This window comes from Streptomyces sp. NPDC057939 (genome assembly GCF_042887545.1).
Taxonomy (GTDB): Bacteria; Actinomycetota; Actinomycetes; order Streptomycetales; family Streptomycetaceae; genus Streptomyces.
In genome coordinates, this window is the sequence record NZ_JBHVPG010000009.1 from 136,164 (window position 1) to 154,995 (window position 18,832).

Below are 18,832 nucleotides of genomic sequence, written 5' to 3' on the forward strand. Positions count from 1 at the left end.
GTGATGAGGTCGTACGCCCCGCCGTCCGCGTGGCCTCGCGCCGTGGTCACAGCAGGCCCTCCTCCCACTCGTCTTCCTCGTCCCTTCGAGCCTCGCACCCTAAGGTGGCCGACATGACCTCCTCCCCGCCCGCGTTGACCCGTATCCGCATCGGCTCGGCTCCGGACTCCTGGGGTGTCTGGTTCCCCGAAGATCCCCTCCAGACGCCCTGGGACCGTTTCCTCGACGAGGTCGCGGAAGCCGGTTACGAGTGGATCGAGTTGGGCCCGTACGGCTACCTGCCCACCGATCCGTCCCGCCTGGCCGACGAGACCGCCCGGCGGGGCCTGCGCGTGTCCGCCGGCACGGTCTTCACCGGACTCCATCACGGACCCGCCGTGTGGGACGAGACCTGGGCGCACGTGTCGCGGATCGCGGAGCTCACGGCGTCGACGGGTGCGGACCGGTTGGTCGTCATCCCCTCCTTCTGGCGCGACGACAAGACCGGGAAGGTGCTGGAGGACCGGGTGCTGACCCCGGATCAATGGCGTGAACTGGCCGCGCAGACCGAGCGCCTGGGACGGGAGGTCCGGGACCGGTACGGGCTGCGGATCGTCGTCCACCCGCACGCCGACACCCACATCGACACCCCGGAGAACGTGGCCCGGTTCCTGGACGCCACCGATCCCGCGCTGGTGTCCCTGTGCCTGGACACCGGGCACTACGCGTACTGCGGCGGGGACAGCGTCGAGGCGGTCGAGACCTTCGGGGAGCGGATCGGCTACCTCCACCTCAAGCAGGTGGATCCGCGGATCCTCGCCGAAGTGGTGGCGGAGCAGGTGCCGTTCGGGCCCGCCGTGGCGCGCGGGGTGATGTGCGAGCCGCCGTCGGGGGTGCCCGCGCTGGAGCCGGTGCTGGCGGCGGCGCAGCGGCTCGGCGTGGACCTGTTCGCGATCGTGGAGCAGGACATGTACCCGTGTCCGCCGGACCGGCCGCTGCCCATCGCCCGGCGCACCCGCGCCTACCTGCGCTCCTGCGGCGCCCGCTGACCGGCCCGACTCCCGAAGGGACACCGTTACATGAGCACGCTCGGCATCGCCGTCATCGGTACGGGAAGGATGGGCGCCGATCACGTGCGCCGGATCGGCTCCACCGTCGGCGGGGCGCGGGTGGTGGCGCTGGCCGATCCCGACGGGGACCGGGTCAAGGAGGTGGCGGCGGGCCTGGACGGGGCGGGCGCGTACACGGATCCGGCGGCCGCGATGGCCCACCCCGGTGTGGACGCGGTCCTGATCGCCTCGCCCGGCCCCGCCCATGAGGAAGCGATTCTGCATGCCCTGGAACGGGAGTTGCCGGTGCTCTGCGAGAAGCCGCTGACACCCGACCCGGAGGGCGCCCTGCGGGTGATGGAGGCCGAGCGCCGACTCGGCCGCCGGTTGGTGCAGGTGGGGTTCATGCGGCGGTACGACGCCGAGTACGAGCGCCTCAAGGAGCTCCTCGACGCGGGCGGCATCGGACGGCCCCTCTTCCTGCACTGCCGCCACCGCAACGCGTCCTCGCCCTCCTTCTTCACCAGCGACATGCTCATCTCCGATTCGGTGGTGCACGAGGTGGACGCGGCGCGCTGGCTGCTGGGCCAGGAGGTCACCGCCGTGACGGTGCTCTCCCCGACGCCGTCCTCGGCCGCTCCCGAGGGGCTGCGCGATCCCCGGCTGGTGCTGCTGGAGACCTCGGGCGGGGTGATCGTGGACGTCGAGATCTTCGTCAACTGCGGTTTCGGCTACCAGGTCCGCTGCGAGGCGGTCGGGGAGTCCGGCAGCGCCAGGATCGGCGACGGTCGGGCGATGGTCGTCGAGTCGGCCGGCCGCTGGGGCGGGGAGATCACCCAGGACTTCACCACCCGGTTCGCCGACGCCTACGACCGCCAGGTCCGGCGGTGGGTCGCGGCGGCCGCGCGGGGTCGCGTCGAGGGGCCCGACGCCTGGGACGGGTACGCGGCCGCCGCGGTCTCCGAGGCGGGACTGGCGGCGGCGCGCACCGGCGTGCGGACCGAGGTCCGGCTGGCCGAACGGCCGGAGCTGTACGGCCGTTGACGGGCGCACCCGGCCGCCGTCGCCCGCCCGGCGCCGCCCGCCGGTCGTACGAACAGTCTCCGCACACCGCTTCCACCGGGCGACTCCTGTGCCGCATCCGTCACAGGAGTCGCCCTTGTGTCACACATATCCGCATTACGCGGGTTTTCCGTCACAGGCGCTCGACAGCCGCTCCCCTGCCCTCACCCAGCGTCGTTCTCCGGGCACAACCTGAGTGATCGTCTGTGTCCACGCGCCGGCTCCCCCGACGGCCTCCCGGCCGGCCCCGCGGCGTGGACAAGGAGGTGTCGTCGATGAGCGACCGTCAGCTGTGGTCGTACAAGGAGATCGCCGCCCACATCCGGGTGCAGCCGGACACGGTGCGCTCCTACCGCAAGCACGGGCTGCTTCCCAAGCCCGACCACGTGGAGGGCGGCAAGCCCTACTGGTACGCCGACACCGTCCGGGCATGGGTGGCGCGCCGCCCCGGCAACCGGGGCCGCCGCGAGGACTGACCGGGGCGCCGCCGGTCCCGGGCGGGACTCCCCCGCCCGGGACCGGCCGCTTCACCAGGATTCCGCCTCGTCCGCCGCCCGGGTGCCCCGCGGCCGCCGATCCCCCTGCCGGGCCCGCAGCCGCATCCCCAGCAGCGGGAAGGCCAGCACGGACAGCATTCCGGCCCCGACCAGCGCCGCCGCCTCGCCCGGCTCCACCTTCCCGGCCTCGACGCCGAGCGTGGTGATCGCGACCACCAGCGGCAGGGCGGTCGACCCGAACAGGACGAGCGCCGAGCGGTCCCGGCGCCCCAGGTCGCGGGGGGCCAGCAGCCACATCGGCAGCCCGCGCACCACCAGGAACAGCGCGAGGAAGACGGGCAGCAGCAAGAGCGTCCCGCCGCCCGCCAGCAGGGCGTCCAGGTCGAACTCGATGCCGGTGACCACGAAGAAGAGCGGCACGAGGAAGCCGAACCCGATGGCCTCCACCTTCGACAGCACGGCCTCGCTGCTCTCCGGCGCCGCTCCCTGCAGCACCAGCCGGGTGATGAGTCCGGCGGCGAAGGCGCCGAGGAGGACGTCGAGCCCCAGCACCTCGGCCAGCGCGAGCATGGCGACCAGCAGCAGGAACACCAGCCGGACGGCGAACTGCGCGCTGCTGTGCAGGGTGGTGGCGATGACCTTGGAGAACCAGGGCGGCTTGGGCCGCAGGGCCCAGAACACCGCGGCGGCCGTCAGCACCCCGAAGGCGATCAGCACGGCCGCCGAGCCGGCCGGGGCCCGCCCGCTGAGGAGCAGGGCCATGGCGATGATCGGTCCGAACTCGCCGACCGCGCCCATGGCCATCATCACCGTCCCGAAGCGGCTCCCGAGGTCCCCGGAGTCCCGTAGCACCGGCAGGATCGTGCCGAGGGCGGTGCTGGTGAGGGCGGTTCCGATGTAGACGCCCTTCTCGAACCCGCCCCCGTGGGCGAGCAGAACGCCGGCCGTCAGGCCCAGCACGAGGGTGACGAGCCAGGCCGCCACGGACCGGTTGAGGGTGTCGCCCTTGACCTGGTCGAACCGGATCTCGTACCCGGCGAGGAAGATGAGCATGGCGAGGCCGAGTTCGCTGAGGACGTCGATCACGTCGCCCGAGTGGGCCCAGCCGAGCACGTCGGGCCCGATGAGGATGCCCAACACGATCTCGAAGATCACCAGCGGAACGGACAGCCAGCGCGAGACGCCGTAGGCGAGGATCGGAGCGAGGACGGCGACGACCATGATCAGAACGAACGTCCCCGGATGATCCATGAGGGCCATTTACTTATGTTCCGAATGGTTTGTCCACGACGCGGGCCGCGCCGACGCCACGCGACCCGCCAAATGGTCGCCGAATACCCCCTAGGGGTATAATCTGTGAGAAAGACCCCCCGAAAGAGGAGAACGAGATGACCGCCGAGACGGACACCGCGCAGTCGAGCGGATCCTGCTGCTCCAGCACCGGCTCCTGCCACGACGGCGCCGTCGAGGTCGGCACCGTCACCGCCGTGTACAAGGTCACCGGCATGACCTGCGGGCACTGCGAGGGCGCCGTGACCGCCGAGCTGACCGCCCTGCCGGGCGTGACCTCGGTCAAGGCCGTCGCCGCCACCGGCGAGGTGACCGTGATCTCCGCCGCACCGCTCCAGGACGAGGACGTGCGCGCCGCCGTGGACGAGGCCGGTTACGAGCTCGCCGGTCGGGCCTGAGCCCGCGACCCCGCACTTCCGCGGCACTCCGCCGGGTCGTGCCGGCCGGCTCATACCGGTTCCGTACGACCCGGCCCTCCCCCTGGAGCCGGACATGAGCAGCAGCACAATGCACGACGGGCCCATAGCGGTGACCGGCGCGGCCGAGGTCGAGCTGATGATCGGCGGGATGACCTGCGCCTCCTGCGCGGCCCGCATCGAGAAGAAGCTGAACCGGATGGACGGGGTCACCGCCACGGTGAACTACGCCACCGAGAAGGCCCGGGTCTCGTACGCGGGTGACGTGCGGGTCGCCGACCTGATCGCGACCGTCGTGAAGACCGGCTACACCGCCGAGGAACCCCCGCCGCCGGCTCCCGAGGTCGAGACCGAGGCCACCGCTCCGGTGGCCGACCCCGAGTCGGCCGCACTGCGGCAGCGGCTGCTGGTGTCCGCGACCCTGGCACTGCCCGTCGTCCTGCTGTCCATGATCCCCGCCCTCCAGTTCGACAACTGGCAGTGGCTCTCGCTCACCCTCGCCTCCCCCGTGGTCGTCTGGGGCGGCCTCCCCTTCCACCGGGCCGCCTGGACCAACGCCCGGCACGGCGCCGCCACCATGGACACCCTGGTCTCGGTCGGCACGCTCGCCGCCTACGCATGGTCGCTGTGGGCCCTGTTCTTCGGGCACGCGGGCATGCCCGGCATGCGGCACGGCTTCGACCTCACCGCCACGCGCGCGGACGCCTCCTCCGCCCTGTACCTGGAGGTCGCGGCCGGCGTCATCACGTTCATCCTGCTCGGCCGCCATCTGGAGGCCCGCTCCAAGCGGAAGGCGGGCGCGGCCCTGAGGGCGCTGTTGGAACTGGGCGCGAAGGAGGTTGCGGTGCTGCGCGGGGGCCGGGAGGTGATGGTCCCGGTGGGCACGCTCGTGGTGGGCGACCGGTTCGTGGTGCGGCCCGGCGAGAAGATCGCCACCGACGGGACGGTCGTCGAGGGCGGCTCGGCCGTGGACGCGTCCATGCTGACCGGCGAGTCGGTGCCCGTCGAGGTCTCCGTCGGCGACCCCGTCACCGGAGCCACCGTCAACACCTCGGGCCGCATCGTGGTGGAGGCGTCCCGCGTCGGCGCCGACACCCAGCTCGCCCGGATGGCCAAGATGGTCGAGGACGCCCAGAACGGCAAGGCCGAGGTGCAGCGCCTCGCCGACCGGATCTCCGCCGTGTTCGTCCCGGTGGTCCTGCTGCTCGCACTGGGCACCTGGGTGACCTGGCTGCTGATCACCGACGACGCGACGGCCGCGTTCACGGCCGCCGTGGCCGTCCTGATCATCGCCTGCCCGTGCGCCCTGGGGCTGGCCACGCCGACCGCGCTGATGGTCGGCACCGGCCGGGGCGCGCAGCTCGGCATCCTGATCAAGGGGCCGGAGGTGCTGGAGTCCACCCGTCGGGTCGACACCGTCGTCCTGGACAAGACGGGAACCGTCACCACCGGCCGGATGGCCCTGTCCGCGGTGTACGTCGCCGACGGCGTCGACGAGAAGGAACTGCTGCGGCTCGCCGGCGCGCTGGAGCACGCCTCCGAGCACCCCGTCGCCCGCGCGATCACGGCGGGGGCCGCCGAGCGGACGGGCGACGGGGAGAGCCCGCGACCCGCCCCCGGGGCCTTCGAGAACCTGGCCGGCCTCGGCGTCAGCGGGGTGGTCGACGGTCGCGCCGTGCTCGTCGGTCGGGAGCGGCTGCTCGCCGAGCGGTCGATCGTCCTGCCCGCCGGGCTCGCCCGGGCCAAGGCCGCCGCGGAGGCCGAGGGCGGCACGGCCGTCCTGGTGGCCTGGGACGGCGAGGCGCGCGGGGTGCTGGTGGTGGCCGACGCCGTCAAGGAGACCAGCGCCGAGGCGGTGTCCCGGCTCCGGGCGCTCGGACTCACGCCGGTGCTGCTGACCGGTGACAACCGGGCCGTCGCCGAGACGGTGGCGCGGGAGGTGGGCATCGAGGAGGTGATCGCCGAGGTGCTCCCGCAGGACAAGGTGGAGGTCGTGCGCCGCCTCCAGGCCGAGGGCCGGACGGTCGCCATGGTGGGCGACGGGGTCAACGACGCGGCCGCACTGGCCCGCGCGGACCTGGGCCTGGCCATGGGCACGGGCACCGACGCGGCCATCGAGGCCGCGGACCTGACCCTCGTACGGGGCGACCTGCGGGTGGCCGCGGACGCGATCCGACTCTCCCGCCGGACGCTCGCCACCATCAAGGGCAACCTGTTCTGGGCCTTCGGCTACAACGTGGCGGCGCTGCCACTGGCCGCCGCCGGCCTGCTCAACCCCATGATCGCGGGGGCGGCGATGGCCTTCTCCTCGGTCTTCGTCGTCACCAACAGCCTGCGGCTGCGGTCCTTCCGCTGAGCGATCACCCGCGGGCCCGCCTCCCCCGGTCCTCCACATCTCCTTCACGGGAGACGCAGATCACAGTGATGACAACGTAACCATCCGGGGTCGCCACGGGTCTAATGGGGCGATGCCGAAAACGTCTTGGGGGACGTTTGACGGAGGTCTTGGGGGACGTCCGGGCATCAGCCGGCCGGGGCACGTGCCCGCGGGAGCCTTGAGCGGCCTTCCCGAACCGAACGGGTCCCGGCACACAGACGCCCCGGCGCGGGTCCCGTGGGGGGAGTCCGCATCCGGGGAATGGGAAGCGCCCCGACCGTCGACCCGTGGGGGGATCGACGGCGGGGCGCTTTTCGCAGAGCGACCGCCGCGGGGTGACCGCGACGGCGTGACCGCCGCGAGGTCCGACTGCTAGCGGGCCTCGACCGGGACGAAGTCGCGCAGGACCTCGCCGGTGTAGATCTGGCGCGGGCGGCCGATGCGGGAGCCGGGCTCCTTGATCATCTCGTGCCACTGGGCGATCCAGCCGGGGAGCCGGCCGAGCGCGAAGAGCACGGTGAACATCTCGGTCGGGAAGCCCATGGCCCGGTAGATCAGGCCGGTGTAGAAGTCCACGTTCGGGTAGAGGTTGCGCTCGACGAAGTACTCGTCGGCCAGCGCGTGCTCTTCCAGCTTGAGCGCGATGTCCAGCAGCTCGTCGCTCTTGCCGAGCGCCGAGAGGACGTCGTGCGCCGCAGCCTTGATGATCTTCGCCCGGGGGTCGAAGCTCTTGTAGACGCGGTGTCCGAAGCCCATGAGCCGGACGCCGTCCTCCTTGTTCTTCACCTTGCGGATGAAGGCGTCGACGTCGCCGCCGTCGTTCTTGATGCCTTCCAGCATCTCCAGGACGGACTGGTTGGCGCCACCGTGCAGCGGGCCCCACAGGGCCGAGATGCCGGCGGAGATCGAGGCGAACATGTTCGCCTGCGAGGAGCCGACCAGACGCACGGTGGAGGTCGAGCAGTTCTGCTCGTGGTCCGCGTGCAGGATCAGCAGCTTGTCGAGCGCCGAGACCACGACCGGGTCCAGGTCGTACTCCTGGGCCGGCACGGAGAAGGTCATGCGCAGGAAGTTCTCGACGTAGCCGAGGTCGTTGCGCGGGTAGACCACCGGGTGGCCGACCGACTTCTTGTACGCGTACGCCGCGATCGTCGGCAGCTTGGCGAGCAGCCGGATCGTCGAGAGGTGGCGCTGCTGGTCGTCGAAGGGGTTGTGGCTGTCCTGGTAGAACGTGGACAGCGCGCTGACCACGGAGGACAGCATCGCCATCGGGTGCGCGTCACGCGGGAAGCCGTCGTAGAAGCGCTTCACGTCCTCGTGCAGCAGCGTGTGCTGGGTGATCTCGTTGCGGAACGACGCGAGCTGGTCGACGGTCGGCAGCTCCCCGTTGATCAGCAGGTAGGCGACCTCGATGAAGGTCGAACGCTCGGCCAGCTGCTCGATCGGGTATCCGCGGTAGCGCAGGATCCCCTGCTCGCCGTCGAGATAGGTAATCGCGGACTTGTAGGCGGCGGTGTTGCCGTAGCCACTGTCCAGAGTGACGAGCCCGGTCTGGGCCCGCAGCTTCGCGATGTCGAAGCCCTGGTCACCGACGGTGCTCTCGACCACCGGGTAGGTGTATTCACCGTCCGCGTACCGGAGTACTACAGAGTTGTCGCTCACGTCATCCCTCACCGACGTAGTGCCTCTTCTTCGAGGTGCCCTGACTGCCTCTACCTTCCCCCATTTGGCGCAGGAGAGTGCACTCGGGGTCGGCCTTTGGTCCTTTTGACGGCACTGAGTGCCGCCAACCTGAACATCCTGCCCCCTCCGCACCGGCCGGGGAACCCCAGATGATCGATCATTTAGGTGATGTTTCCCACCGGTATCCGGCCGGACAGTCTTGAAGCCACCGCCGTGTACCTCCTGCCTGCCGAAACGGTACGCACCGCCTGGCCGAGGGCCTTGCGTGACCCGACCAGGACGACCAGTTTCTTCGCCCTGGTCACGGCCGTGTAGAGCAGGTTCCGCTGGAGCATCATCCATGCGCCGGTGGTGACCGGGATCACCACGGCCGGATATTCACTCCCCTGGGAGCGGTGGATGGTGACCGCGTACGCGTGGGCGAGCTCGTCGAGTTCGGCGAACTCGTATACGACCTCCTCGTCCTCCTCCGTACGGACCGTCAGGCGCTGTTCGTCCAGGTCGAGGGCGGTGACCACGCCGACCGTGCCGTTGAAGACGCCGTTGGCGCCCTTCTCGTAGTTGTTCCGGATCTGGGTCACCTTGTCCCCCACCCGGAAGACCCGGCCGCCGAACCGCTTCTCGGGGAGGTTCGGCCTGGCCGGCGTGATCGCCTGCTGGAGCAGGCCGTTGAGGTTCCCCGCCCCGGCGGGGCCGCGGTGCATGGGGGCGAGGACCTGGATGTCCCGCCGGGGGTCGAGCCCGAATCTGGCCGGAATTCGACGTGCGGCCACGTCGACGGTGAGGATTCCGGCCGCCTCCGTGTCCTCCTCGGGGAAGAGGAAGAAGTCGGGCATGTTGTCGGTGAGGGGCGGCAGCCCCGTGTTGATGCGGTGCGCGTTGGTGACCACCCCCGACTGCTGGGCCTGGCGGAAGATCCTGGTCAGCCGGACGGCCGGGACCGGTCCGCCCTCGGCCAGCAGGTCGCGCAACACCTCGCCGGCGCCGACCGACGGCAGCTGGTCCACGTCGCCGACCAGCAGCAGGTGCGCGCCCGGGGCCACCGCCTTGATCAGCTTGTTGGCGAGCAGCAGGTCCAGCATCGAGGCTTCGTCCACCACGACGAGATCGGCGTCCAAGGGGCGGTCCCGGTCGTAGGCCGCGTCGCCGCCCGGCTTCAGCTCCAACAGCCGGTGCACGGTGGACGCCTCGGCGCCGGTGAGCTCGGACAGACGCTTCGCGGCCCGGCCGGTGGGGGCGGCGAGCACCACCTTGGCCTTCTTGGCCCGGGCCAGTTCGACGATGGAGCGCACGGTGAACGACTTGCCGCAGCCGGGTCCGCCGGTGAGGACGGCGACCCGGCGGGTCAGCGCGAGGCGAACGGCGTCCCGCTGTTCGGGGGCCAGGGCGGCCCCCGTGCGACCGGCCAGCCAGCCGAGGGCCTTCTCCCAGTCCACGTCCCGGAAGGCGGGCATCCGGTCCTCCTCGGCGTTCAACAGCCGGCGGACCTGGCCGACCAGCGAGAGTTCGGCGCGGTGGAAGGGGACGAGGAAGACCGCGGTGATCGGCGGGCCGCCCTGGGGGTCGGGTACGGCCTCGCGCACGACTCCCTCCGGATCGGCGGCGAGCTCGGCGAGGCAGTCGATGACCAGCCCGGTATCGACCTGGAGGAGTTTGACGCCGTCGGCGATGAGCCGTTCCTCGGGCAGGAAGCAGTGGCCCTGGTCGGTCGACTGGGACAGGGCGTACTGGAGCCCGGCCTTGACCCGCTCGGGGCTGTCGTGCGGGATGCCCACGGCCTGGGCGATCCGGTCGGCGGTGAGGAAGCCGATGCCCCACACGTCGGCGGCGAGCCGGTAGGGCTGGTTCTTCACGACCGAGATGGAGGCGTCGCCGTACTTCTTGTAGATGCGCACCGCGATGGAGGTGGAGACGCCGACCCCCTGGAGGAAGACCATGACCTCCTTGATGGCCTTCTGCTCCTCCCATGCGGCGCCGATCAGCTTCGTCCGCTTCGGGCCGAGACCGGGCACCTCGATCAGGCGCTTGGGTTCCGCCTCGATGACGTCGAGGGTGTCGGTGCCGAAGTGCTCCACGATCCGGTCGGCGATCCTGGGGCCGATGCCCTTGATGAGGCCGGAACCGAGGTAGCGGCGGATGCCCTGGATGGTCGCCGGGAGGATCGTCGAGTAGTTGTCGACGCTGAACTGCTTGCCGTACTGGGGGTGCGAGCCCCAACGGCCCTCCATCCGAAGGGACTCGCCGGGCTGCGCACCGAGGAGGGAGCCGACGACGGTCAGCAGGTCCCCGGAGCCCCGGCCGGTGTCGACCCGGGCGACCGTGTACCCGCTCTCCTCGTTGGCGTAGGTGATGCGCTCCAACACCCCCTCGACCACCGCCGGCTGCACCGCCCCGTTGGATGTCATGGCACGACGCTACCGTCCGGCGCCGACACCGCGCCGAGGGGTGTGGACGAAGGGCGGCGGACGGGGTCCTGGGCGGGGCGGCGAAGGGAGGGAGGGAGGGAGGACAAACGAAAGGGGGGCCGGCCTCGCGGCCGGACCCCCTCACGGTTACCCCTCCCTCGTCGGACTTCCCGATCCCCCCGGATCCCCTCCCGAAAGTCCCGACGCACCATACGACCCGCGATCCGCGCGCAGGGTTGCACCGGAAAGCGGAACTTTACCTTTCCATTACCTGAGGGACCTCCGGAGGCGGTCCGAGGTGCCACCGAATCACCGCACAAGTAGCGTTTCAGACATGAGCGAATCTTCCTTCCAGGACGACGTGCTGGGCGAACTCGGCGACGACAGGCTTCAGGAGATCGCCGGGCTGCTCGGCACGGACGTCGGCGGCGCCCGCGAGACCGTCGCCGAGACCGTCGGCGCCATGACGGGCGACCTCCGACAGAAGGCCGGAGCCGATGACGACGACGGCGTGGAGGTCCGCCAGGCCTTCGCGGAGGTGGCGGAGCCGCCGCTCCAGGGCGTGGCCACGCTCGGCGGCGGCATGGGCGGCCTGCTGAGCGGCGGGATGATGGCCGGGGTGCTCGCCAAGGTGAGCAAGCCCGTGGCCAACGCCGTGTCGAAGAAGACCGGCATCCCCGCCCCCACCATCAGTCGGGTCATCGAGATGCTGATCCCGGTGCTGCTGGCCGTCCTCGCCAAGCGCGCGTCCGCCGGCAAGGGCGCCGGCGCGCCGACGGCCGGGGGCGCCCCGGCGGGCGGCGCCCCGGCTCCGGGAGCGGCCCCCGGCCAGGCGGGCGGCGGCCTCGGCGACCTGTTGGGGCAGATCCTGGGCGGCGGCAAGAAGTAGCCCGTACGCGGGAGCCGGCCGCGACGCGGGCGGGGCGTGACCCGTACGGAGTAAAGGTGCCCGGCCGTGCGCGGCCGGGCACCGCGGCGTCCCGGGCCCGTCCCGCGGCGCCCCCCGGCGACGGCCCGCGCGCTATCCTCGGGCGCCATGGAGACCTCCGGCGCACAGGTACGGCTCAGGGATCCGGAGCCCGGGGAACTGGGCTGGATCGTGCAGCGGCACGGCGCGCTCTACGCGGCCGAGTACGGCTGGAACCAGGAGTTCGAGGGGCTGGTGGCCCGGATCGTCGCGGACTTCGCCGAGGACCACGACCCCTACGTGGAGCGGGTCTGGATCGCCGAGCACGACGGCCGTCCGGTGGGCTCGGTGATGTGCGTGCGCGACGAGGGCTCGCCGGGCACCGCCCGGCTGCGGCTGCTCCTGGTGGAGCCCGCCGGACGCGGCCTCGGCATCGGCGGCCTGCTCGTGGACACCGTCGTCGCCTTCGCCCGGTCCGTCGGCTACCGCGAGCTGGTGCTGTGGACCAACGACGTGCTGCGCGAGGCCCGTTCGCTCTACGAACGGGCCGGTTTCACGCTGGTCGCCGAGCGCCCGCACCGCTCGTACGGGGTCACCCTGACCGGGCAGGACTGGCGGCTGCCGTTGCAGGAGGGCTCCCCGCGCTGACGCCCGAACCGACCCCTGTACGGTTCGGGCGCCGCGCGGGGGCCAGCGAGGTGAGGCCGACGCCGCCGACGAGGAGCACGGCGGCCAGCCAACGGGTCCCGGAGATCCCCTCGCCGAGCACGAGGGCCGCCGAGGACATCCCGAACACCGGGACCAGCAGCGAGAACGGGGCCACGGAGGAAGCCGGGTAGCGGCGCAGCAGGTAGCTCCAGGCGCCGAAGCCGAACACCGTGGACACCCAGGCGACGTAGACGATGACGCCGACGCCCGACCAGTCGAGGGCGCGCAGCGCGGCGAGGTCCCGTTCGGGGCCCTCGATCAGCAGGGACAGGGCGATCAGGGGCAGGACCGGGACGGTGCAGACCCAGATCATGAAGTTCATGGCGTCGGCCGGGGCGGCCCTGCGCGTCAGGACGTTGGAGACGCCCCAGCAGGCGGCGGCCGCGACGACGAGGGCGAAGCCGAGTCCGGTTCCGGACAGGCCCCGGTCCACGGCGGCCACGGCGATCCCGGCCAGGGCCACAGCCATGCCCAGCAGCCGCACCGGGCCGGGCCGTTCGCGCAGGACGAGACCGGCGAGGGCCGCGGTGAACACGGCCTGCACCTGGAGCACGAGGGAGGACAGCCCGGCCGGCATCCCCGCGGCCATGCCCGTGAACAGCAGGCCGAACTTGGCGACGCCGAGGGCGGCCCCGACGCCGAGGATCCACTTCCAGGCGACCTTGGGCCGGCCGACGAGGAACACGGCGGGCAGGGCCGCGACCAGGAAGCGCAGCGCGGACAGGAGCAGCGGCGGGAAGTGGCCGAGGCCGATCTCGATGACGACGAAGTTGAAGCCCCAGACGGCGGCGACGACCACGGCCAGTGCGGTGTGTACGGGACGCATGTACCGAGCATCGGCGCCCCGACCATGAAGCACCAGCGCGGATCCCTTCCGGGTTGGATGAAGCAACGCTTACGATCGGGGCATGCTCGACCTGTCCCGGCTGCGCGCCCTGCACGCCGTCTCCGTCCACGGTTCGGTCGCGGGCGCGGCGGCCGCACTGGGCTACACCCCGTCCGCGGTCTCGCAGCAGATCGCCAAACTGGAGCGGGAGACCCGCACGACGCTGCTGGAGCGGCGCGGGCGCGGGGTCGCGCTCACCGAGGAGGCCCGGCACCTGGCCGACACGGCGCAGGAGCTGCTGACGATCGTGGAGCGGGCCGAGACCACGATGGAGGAGCGTCGCGGCCGGCCGAGCGGGCTGCTGACGGTGGCGGCCTTCGCCTCGGCCGCGCGCGGTCTGCTGCCCGGGGTGCTGGCCGACCTGGCGCGCCGGCATCCGGCGCTGGACGTCCGGATGACGGAGGTCGACCCCCACCTGTCGGTGGACCTGGTGGCCCGGGGCGTCACCGACCTGGCGGTGGCCCACGACTGGGACATCTCCCCGCTGCCCGCCCCGGAGGGCGTGGAGCACGTGGTCATCGGTTACGACCACTGCGATCTGGTGGTCCCGGCCGGGCACCCCTTCACCGCGCGGCGGGTGGTGCGGCGCGCCGACCTCGGCGGGCTGCGGTGGGTGTGCCAGCCGCCCGGCCGGGTGTGCCACGACTGGCTGGTGCGGACCCTGCGGACGGCCGGGTTCGAGCCGGAGATCGCCCATGTGGCGGAGGAGAACCACACCATCGTCGCCCTGGTCGCGGCCGGGCTCGGGGTCGCCGTGGTGCCCCGGCTGGGAACCGGCGTCCTGCCCCCGGGTGCGGTGGCGGTACCCCTGGAGCCGGGCCCCGTGCGCAGGCTGTACGCCCTGTGGCGGACGGGGGCCGCCCGTCGGCCCGCGATCACCGAGGCGGTGCGGACCCTGCGGGAGCACTGGCCGGCGGTGGCGGCGGCCCCACTTCCGGGGGACCTCCCGAGTGTCCCCGGGGCCCCGGAGCCGGCCCGGCAGTAGGGTCCGGCGGGTGCCGAACCACGCGTCCCGCCGGACCCTGCTCGCCGCCGCCCTGGCCACCGTCGCCGCCGCCGGGGTCTCCTCCGCGGCCGTGGGGTCCCACTCCGTCCCCGATGACTCCCGCTCCCCCGAGGAGCCGCTCGGCCGCCGTCCCGACCGGGCACGGCTGCGGGCCCTGGTGGCCGGGATGAGCTTGGCCGAGCAGGTCGGGCAGCTCTTCGTGTCCCGGGTGTACGGGCACTCGGCCACCGATCCCGAGCCGGCGGACGCCGAGCAGAACCTGGCGCAGTTCGGGGTGCGCACCGCCGCCGAGCTGGTCGCGCGCCACCACCTGGGCGGGGTCGTCTACTTCGCCTGGGCCCACAACACGCGTTCCCCCCGGCAGATCGCCGAACTGTCCGACGGCCTCCAGCGGGCGGCGCGCGGCTCCGGGTCCGGGATCCCGCTGATGCTGTCCGTCGACCAGGAGCACGGGGCGGTGGCCCGGATCGGCAGGCCGGTGACCCTGTTCCCGGGGGCGATGGCGTTGGGCGCGGGCGGCTCCACGGCCGATGCCCGCCGGGCGGCGCGGATCGCGGGCGGCGAGCTGGCCGCGCTGGGAATCCGGCAGGACTACGCACCGGTGGCCGACGTGAACGTGAACCCGGCCAACCCGGTGATCGGCGTACGGTCCTTCGGCTCGGACCCGCGTGCGGTGGCGGCGCTGGCCGCCGCCCAGGTGCGCGGCTACCAGAGCGCCGGGGTGGCCGCGACGGCGAAGCACTTCCCGGGACATGGCGACACCGAGACCGACAGCCACGTCGGGCTGCCGGTGATGCGGCACTCGCGCGCCCGGTGGGAGGAGTTGGACGAGCCGCCGTTCCGGGCGGTGGTGGAGGCGGGCGTGGACTGCGTGATGACGGCGCACATCGTCTTCCCCGCGTTGGATCCCTCGGGGGACCCGGCGACCCTCTCGCGCCCCATCGTCACGGGCATCCTGCGCGAACGCCTGGGTTTCCGGGGGGTGGTGGTGACCGACGCCCTCGACATGGCCGGTGTCCGTCAGAAGTACGGGGACGACCGGGTCCCGGTGCTGGCGCTCAAGGCGGGCTGCGACCAGCTGCTGAACGCGCCGGACCTCGGACTCGCGCAGCGCAGCGTGCTGGCGGCGGTGGAGTCGGGCGAGCTGTCGCGGGAGCGGATCACGGAGTCGGTGCTGCGGATCCTGGAACTCAAGGCGCGAAGGGGCCTGTTCGAGGAGTCGGTGGGTGCGGTCGGGGCGGCGGACCCGGAGGTCGGCACGGCCGCGAACCTGGCCGCCGCCGACGAGATCGCGGCCGCCACGACGACCCTGCTGGCCAATCCCCGGGGGCTGCTGCCGCTGGACGCGACCGCCCGTCCGCGACTGTTGGTGACCGGGGCGGAGCCGGTGTCCCCCACCGGCACCACGGGACCCCCCACGACGGTGCTGGCGCGGGAGTTGGAGGCGCTGGGCTGCCGGGCGGCGGCGGTGCCGGCGGATCGGGCCGCGGCGGCCGCCGCCGGGCACGCCGCGGTGCTCGTGTGCACGTACAACGTCCCCGAGGGGGAGAGCCCGCAGCGGACGCTGGTGGCGGAGCTGGTCGCCACCGGGGTGCCGGTGGTGCTGGTGGCCGTCCGCAACCCGTACGACCCGGCGCGGCTGCCGGCGTGCGCGGCGGAGGTGGCGACGTACTCCTGGACGGACGTGGAACTGCGGGCGGCGGCCCGGGTGATCACCGGGGTCCGGCGGCCGATCGGCCGCCTTCCGGTCCCGGTGCCGGGCCGCTACCCGCTGGGCCACGGGCTGTCCTACCCGCCCGTGGCCCCCTGACCGGCTTACGGCCGCAGCTGCGGCTCGCGCTCCAGGTCCCGCTGGTCGAGCTGCGCGTCGGCGGCCGCCAGCGGCGCCGCCTTGGCGGAGTCGGCGAGCGCGGCGGCGGGTGCCACCCCGGCCCACTGGAGGATCTTCGCCGTGGCGAGGGCCTTCTCGCCCTCCTGCAGCTGGGCCACGTTGGCCCCGTGGTTGGCGCCCGGCGCGATCATCACGTGGCTGTCGCGCGCCTTGTACCCGAGGCGGAACGGCTCGGCGCCCCACGGGTCGTTCTGCCCGTAGACGAAGAGCATCTGGTGGGCGTTGTCGCGCACCCAGCCGTCGATGTCCGCCATGGCGCCCGACTGGAAGGTCATCGGGATGTCACGGGGCACGAACTCGCGCGGCGGCTGGTAGCCGTAGCGGCTCAGTCCCTTGAGGTGGGGCTGCTTGATGTCGGGCGAGCCGAGCTGCGTGCCCGCCTGGTAGTAGTACGGCGTGTACGTCTGCAGTCCCTGGTCGGCGTAGGCCGAGAAGCCGGAGATCGAGTCGATGGTGTCCCAGATCTCCTGGTCGCTCGCGGTGGCGGCCGTGGGGATGGAGGAGCAGTCGGCGAGCAGGCTGTACTGCCAGAACGCCCACACGTAGTCGAGGACGACGGCCTCGTACGCCTTGTCGAGGTTGCCGACGGTGGTGAAGGTCCAGCCGTTCTCGGCGGCGGCGGTGGCGTACTTGGCCTCCAGCGGTGCGCGGCGCACGAGCGCCTCGCGCTGGACGGCGTTCAGCCGGTCGCGGCACTCCTTGGTGCCGACCTTGGCGAAGAACCGGTCGTAGGCCGAGTCCTCGTTGTTGACGACGTCGTTGGGCGCGACGTACGCGACGACACCGTCCATGTCACGCGGGTAGAAGCGCTCGTAGTACGTCGCGGTCATGCCGCCCTTGCTGCCGCCGGTGGACAGCCAGTTCTTGTTGTAGATCTTCTTCAGCGCGGTGAAGATGCGGTGCTGGTCGCTGGCGGCCTGCCAGATGTCCAGCTTCGCCCAGTTGGCCGGGTCGGGCCGGGAGGGCGTGAAGAATCGATACTCCATGGAGATCTGGTTGCCGTCGATGATCGTCGTCGGCTCACTGCGGCGCGGGTTGGTGTTGACGTTGTAGCCCGAGGTGAAGAACACCGTGGGGCGGGAGACGTCCTTGTGCAGCAGGGTCATGCGCTGCTTGAAGGTGCCCTTCCACGGCTGCCGGTGGTCGACCGGCTGCTCGTAGTTCAGTACGAAGAAGCGGTACCCGGGGTACGGCTTCTCCTCTATCAGGCTCATCCCCGGGATGCCGAGGATCCGGTCCTTGATGTCCGTGGCGGCGGCCGGCCCCGCGGCTGTGGCCGCCTGAGCCGTGGCGCCGGCCGCACCCATGGTGCCGATGAGCACCACGAGCGACAGCAGCCATCCGAGCGTCTTGCGCATTCACCCTCCCCTTGGTTCACATTGGTCGCCGTGAACCTAGCCGGGTCAACACGCCCGTGAACAGTAGTGGTTGGGCCCTACGTCAGCACAGGATCCAGCCGGATGCGACGGATTCGGCCGCCACGCTCCCCGTCACGTGGACGCAGCGGTTCACCGCGCCGACCACGACGGGGCCCGCGTACCGGGTGAACTGCCCCGCGTCGCGCACGGGAACGCTCCCCCTCGGCTGGACGACCACCGTCATCCGCCGGCGCTCGCCGGGTCGCGCGGCAACGGTCACGGCGCAGGCCTGGGTCCGGCTCTTGTACACGCGCACCTCGCCCGCGGGGAACGGCAGCGTCTTGACGAGCCGACCCGGACAGCCGCCGGTCGCGGCCTGCGCGGGAGGCGCCGCGAACAGCCCTCCGACACCGAGCCAGAGCGCCGCCCCGAACACCCCGGCCGACACGAACCGCCGCCGACCCCGCCCCCTCCACCGTTTCAACACACTCGCCCCCCGATCCGTCGTACGTAACACGCACGCACGTACGACGCCCGGGCCCGCCGGATGGTTGCACGACACAACGGAGTGCGGGCGGCGCCGCCCCACCTCGGGCGGTTCGCCGCCGGGGGCCGGGGCGCCGCCGCTACCTCGTACGAGTGCATCCACAACTTCCCAGCCGGGGAGGGGGAGTTCACGATCGACGCGGACATTACGCTAGGCGACCGGACAACCGCCCACCGTAGCCGCGAAAGGCATCCGACATGACGAACGACCTGCTGGACCGCAAGCTGGAGCGAGCCTTCGCGCACTTCGACGACAACGGCAACGGCGTCATCGACGCGGAGGACGTGATCGCGCTCGGGACCCGCCTGATCGCCGCCATGGAGGAGCCGTCCGACTCCCCCAAGGCGGCCGAGGTGTTCCGCGGGCTGACCGACTTCTGGGTGGACCTCTTCGCCGAGCTCGACATCGACCGGGACGGCAAGCTCACCCCCCAGGAGTACGCGGAGGGGATGACGCGGCTGTACAAGGACGGCGGGCCCGCCTACGACAAGTCCTTCCGGCCGCTGGCGCGGGCGATCCTCACGGTCGTCGACACCAACGGCGACGGGCACATCAGCCCCGAGGAGTTCCACAAGGCGCAGCTCGCCTTCGACACGAAGCTGGAGATCGCCGACACGGAGGCGCTCTTCGCGAGGATCGACAAGAACCACGACGGCTACCTGTCGGTGGACGAACTCCTCGACGCCGTACGCGAGTACTACACCGGTGACGACGAGGACGCCCCGGGCAACCTGCTCTTCGGCGAGCTCTGATACCCGGGACGTCCCGCGG

General features: G+C 72.0%; 15 protein-coding genes and 1 pseudogene. 10 read left to right on the forward strand and 6 right to left on the reverse strand.

Annotated features, from left to right (window positions below):
* The first annotated feature begins 113 nt into the window (after positions 1-113).
* From ACFVS6_RS13420 to ACFVS6_RS13430, 3 genes are all read left to right on the forward strand, one after another.
* On the forward strand, positions 114-1,028 hold the full coding sequence (locus tag ACFVS6_RS13420) for a sugar phosphate isomerase/epimerase family protein (protein WP_389703410.1): 915 nt from the start codon (positions 114-116) through the stop codon (positions 1,026-1,028).
* A gap of 30 nt (positions 1,029-1,058) precedes the next feature.
* On the forward strand, positions 1,059-2,072 hold the full coding sequence (locus tag ACFVS6_RS13425) for a Gfo/Idh/MocA family protein (protein ID WP_389703412.1): 1,014 nt from the start codon (positions 1,059-1,061) through the stop codon (positions 2,070-2,072).
* Between the two features lie 293 nt (positions 2,073-2,365).
* Positions 2,366-2,566 carry a helix-turn-helix transcriptional regulator gene (locus ACFVS6_RS13430; protein ID WP_389703413.1) on the forward strand — a complete coding sequence of 67 codons (201 nt, stop codon included), beginning with the start codon at positions 2,366-2,368 and terminating at the stop codon, positions 2,564-2,566.
* A gap of 51 nt (positions 2,567-2,617) precedes the next feature.
* Here ACFVS6_RS13430 and ACFVS6_RS13435 read toward each other — a convergent pair whose 3' ends face one another.
* Entirely contained in the window at positions 2,618-3,838 is a 1,221-nt protein-coding gene (locus ACFVS6_RS13435; protein ID WP_389703519.1) for a cation:proton antiporter, read from the reverse strand.
* 137 nt (positions 3,839-3,975) lie between these two features.
* Between ACFVS6_RS13435 and ACFVS6_RS13440 the strand changes: the two genes are divergently transcribed.
* Entirely contained in the window at positions 3,976-4,275 is a 300-nt protein-coding gene (locus ACFVS6_RS13440) for a heavy-metal-associated domain-containing protein (protein WP_389703415.1), read from the forward strand.
* 94 nt (positions 4,276-4,369) lie between these two features.
* Positions 4,370-6,649 (forward strand): heavy metal translocating P-type ATPase, encoded by a 2,280-nt coding sequence (locus ACFVS6_RS13445; RefSeq protein ID WP_389703417.1) that lies wholly within the window; start codon positions 4,370-4,372, stop codon positions 6,647-6,649.
* Between the two features lie 393 nt (positions 6,650-7,042).
* Here the strand turns inward: ACFVS6_RS13445 and ACFVS6_RS13450 are convergent, their stop codons facing one another.
* On the reverse strand, positions 7,043-8,332 hold the full coding sequence (locus ACFVS6_RS13450) for a citrate synthase (protein WP_389703419.1): 1,290 nt from the start codon (positions 8,330-8,332) through the stop codon (positions 7,043-7,045).
* A gap of 182 nt (positions 8,333-8,514) precedes the next feature.
* Complete coding sequence (locus ACFVS6_RS13455) at positions 8,515-10,758, reverse strand: ATP-dependent RecD-like DNA helicase (RefSeq protein WP_389703421.1); 2,244 nt, start codon at positions 10,756-10,758, stop codon at positions 8,515-8,517.
* A 334-nt stretch (positions 10,759-11,092) separates the two neighbouring features.
* Between ACFVS6_RS13455 and ACFVS6_RS13460 the strand changes: the two genes are divergently transcribed.
* Together ACFVS6_RS13460 and ACFVS6_RS13465 are read left to right on the forward strand one after the other, a co-directional pair.
* Entirely contained in the window at positions 11,093-11,647 is a 555-nt protein-coding gene (locus ACFVS6_RS13460) for a DUF937 domain-containing protein (RefSeq protein WP_389703422.1), read from the forward strand.
* Positions 11,648-11,815: 168 nt separating this feature from the next.
* Positions 11,816-12,313 (forward strand): annotated as a pseudogene (locus tag ACFVS6_RS13465) (GNAT family N-acetyltransferase); the annotation flags it as partial.
* On the opposite strand, the gene ACFVS6_RS13470 reads toward ACFVS6_RS13465, so the two are convergent.
* Positions 12,258-13,199: an EamA family transporter gene (locus ACFVS6_RS13470; protein WP_389703424.1), complete on the reverse strand. Its 942-nt coding sequence runs from the start codon at positions 13,197-13,199 to the stop codon at positions 12,258-12,260. The pseudogene ACFVS6_RS13465 and the gene ACFVS6_RS13470 sit on opposite strands and share 56 nt — an antisense overlap.
* 82 nt (positions 13,200-13,281) lie before the next feature.
* On the opposite strand from ACFVS6_RS13470, the gene ACFVS6_RS13475 reads away from it, so the two are divergent.
* Both ACFVS6_RS13475 and ACFVS6_RS13480 read left to right on the forward strand, forming a co-directional pair.
* Positions 13,282-14,244, forward strand: coding sequence for a LysR substrate-binding domain-containing protein (locus tag ACFVS6_RS13475; protein WP_389703426.1), 963 nt, complete (start codon positions 13,282-13,284; stop codon positions 14,242-14,244).
* Between the two features lie 10 nt (positions 14,245-14,254).
* On the forward strand, positions 14,255-16,075 hold the full coding sequence (locus tag ACFVS6_RS13480; protein WP_389703428.1) for a glycoside hydrolase family 3 protein: 1,821 nt from the start codon (positions 14,255-14,257) through the stop codon (positions 16,073-16,075).
* Between the two features lie 5 nt (positions 16,076-16,080).
* Here ACFVS6_RS13480 and ACFVS6_RS13485 read toward each other — a convergent pair whose 3' ends face one another.
* Positions 16,081-17,514, reverse strand: coding sequence for an aminopeptidase (locus ACFVS6_RS13485; protein WP_389703430.1), 1,434 nt, complete (start codon positions 17,512-17,514; stop codon positions 16,081-16,083).
* 82 nt (positions 17,515-17,596) lie between these two features.
* A complete protein-coding gene (locus tag ACFVS6_RS13490; RefSeq protein WP_389703432.1) occupies positions 17,597-17,962 on the reverse strand; it encodes a hypothetical protein in 366 nt (121 codons plus the stop codon).
* Positions 17,963-18,258: 296 nt separating this feature from the next.
* Here ACFVS6_RS13490 and ACFVS6_RS13495 point away from each other — a divergent pair, with 296 nt between their 5' ends.
* Positions 18,259-18,813, forward strand: a complete 555-nt coding sequence (locus tag ACFVS6_RS13495) for an EF-hand domain-containing protein (protein ID WP_389703433.1) — start codon at positions 18,259-18,261, stop codon at positions 18,811-18,813.
* Positions 18,814-18,832 lie beyond the last annotated feature (19 nt).

Excerpts from the sequence above, each read along its gene's own strand:
- ACFVS6_RS13440 (WP_389703415.1), top strand. The coding sequence starts at position 3,976 with ATGACCGCCGAGACGGACACCGCGCAGTCGAGCGGATCCTGCTGCTCC.
- ACFVS6_RS13430 (WP_389703413.1), top strand. The coding sequence starts at position 2,366 with ATGAGCGACCGTCAGCTGTGGTCGTACAAGGAGATCGCCGCCCACATC.
- ACFVS6_RS13495 (WP_389703433.1), top strand. The coding sequence starts at position 18,259 with ATGACGAACGACCTGCTGGACCGCAAGCTGGAGCGAGCCTTCGCGCAC.
- ACFVS6_RS13455 (WP_389703421.1), bottom strand. The coding sequence starts at position 10,758 with ATGACATCCAACGGGGCGGTGCAGCCGGCGGTGGTCGAGGGGGTGTTG.
- ACFVS6_RS13475 (WP_389703426.1), top strand. The coding sequence starts at position 13,282 with ATGCTCGACCTGTCCCGGCTGCGCGCCCTGCACGCCGTCTCCGTCCAC.
- ACFVS6_RS13460 (WP_389703422.1), top strand. The coding sequence starts at position 11,093 with ATGAGCGAATCTTCCTTCCAGGACGACGTGCTGGGCGAACTCGGCGAC.
- ACFVS6_RS13435 (WP_389703519.1), bottom strand. The coding sequence starts at position 3,838 with ATGGATCATCCGGGGACGTTCGTTCTGATCATGGTCGTCGCCGTCCTC.
- ACFVS6_RS13445 (WP_389703417.1), top strand. The coding sequence starts at position 4,370 with ATGAGCAGCAGCACAATGCACGACGGGCCCATAGCGGTGACCGGCGCG.
- ACFVS6_RS13470 (WP_389703424.1), bottom strand. The coding sequence starts at position 13,199 with ATGCGTCCCGTACACACCGCACTGGCCGTGGTCGTCGCCGCCGTCTGG.
- ACFVS6_RS13485 (WP_389703430.1), bottom strand. The coding sequence starts at position 17,514 with ATGCGCAAGACGCTCGGATGGCTGCTGTCGCTCGTGGTGCTCATCGGC.
- ACFVS6_RS13425 (WP_389703412.1), top strand. The coding sequence starts at position 1,059 with ATGAGCACGCTCGGCATCGCCGTCATCGGTACGGGAAGGATGGGCGCC.
- ACFVS6_RS13420 (WP_389703410.1), top strand. The coding sequence starts at position 114 with ATGACCTCCTCCCCGCCCGCGTTGACCCGTATCCGCATCGGCTCGGCT.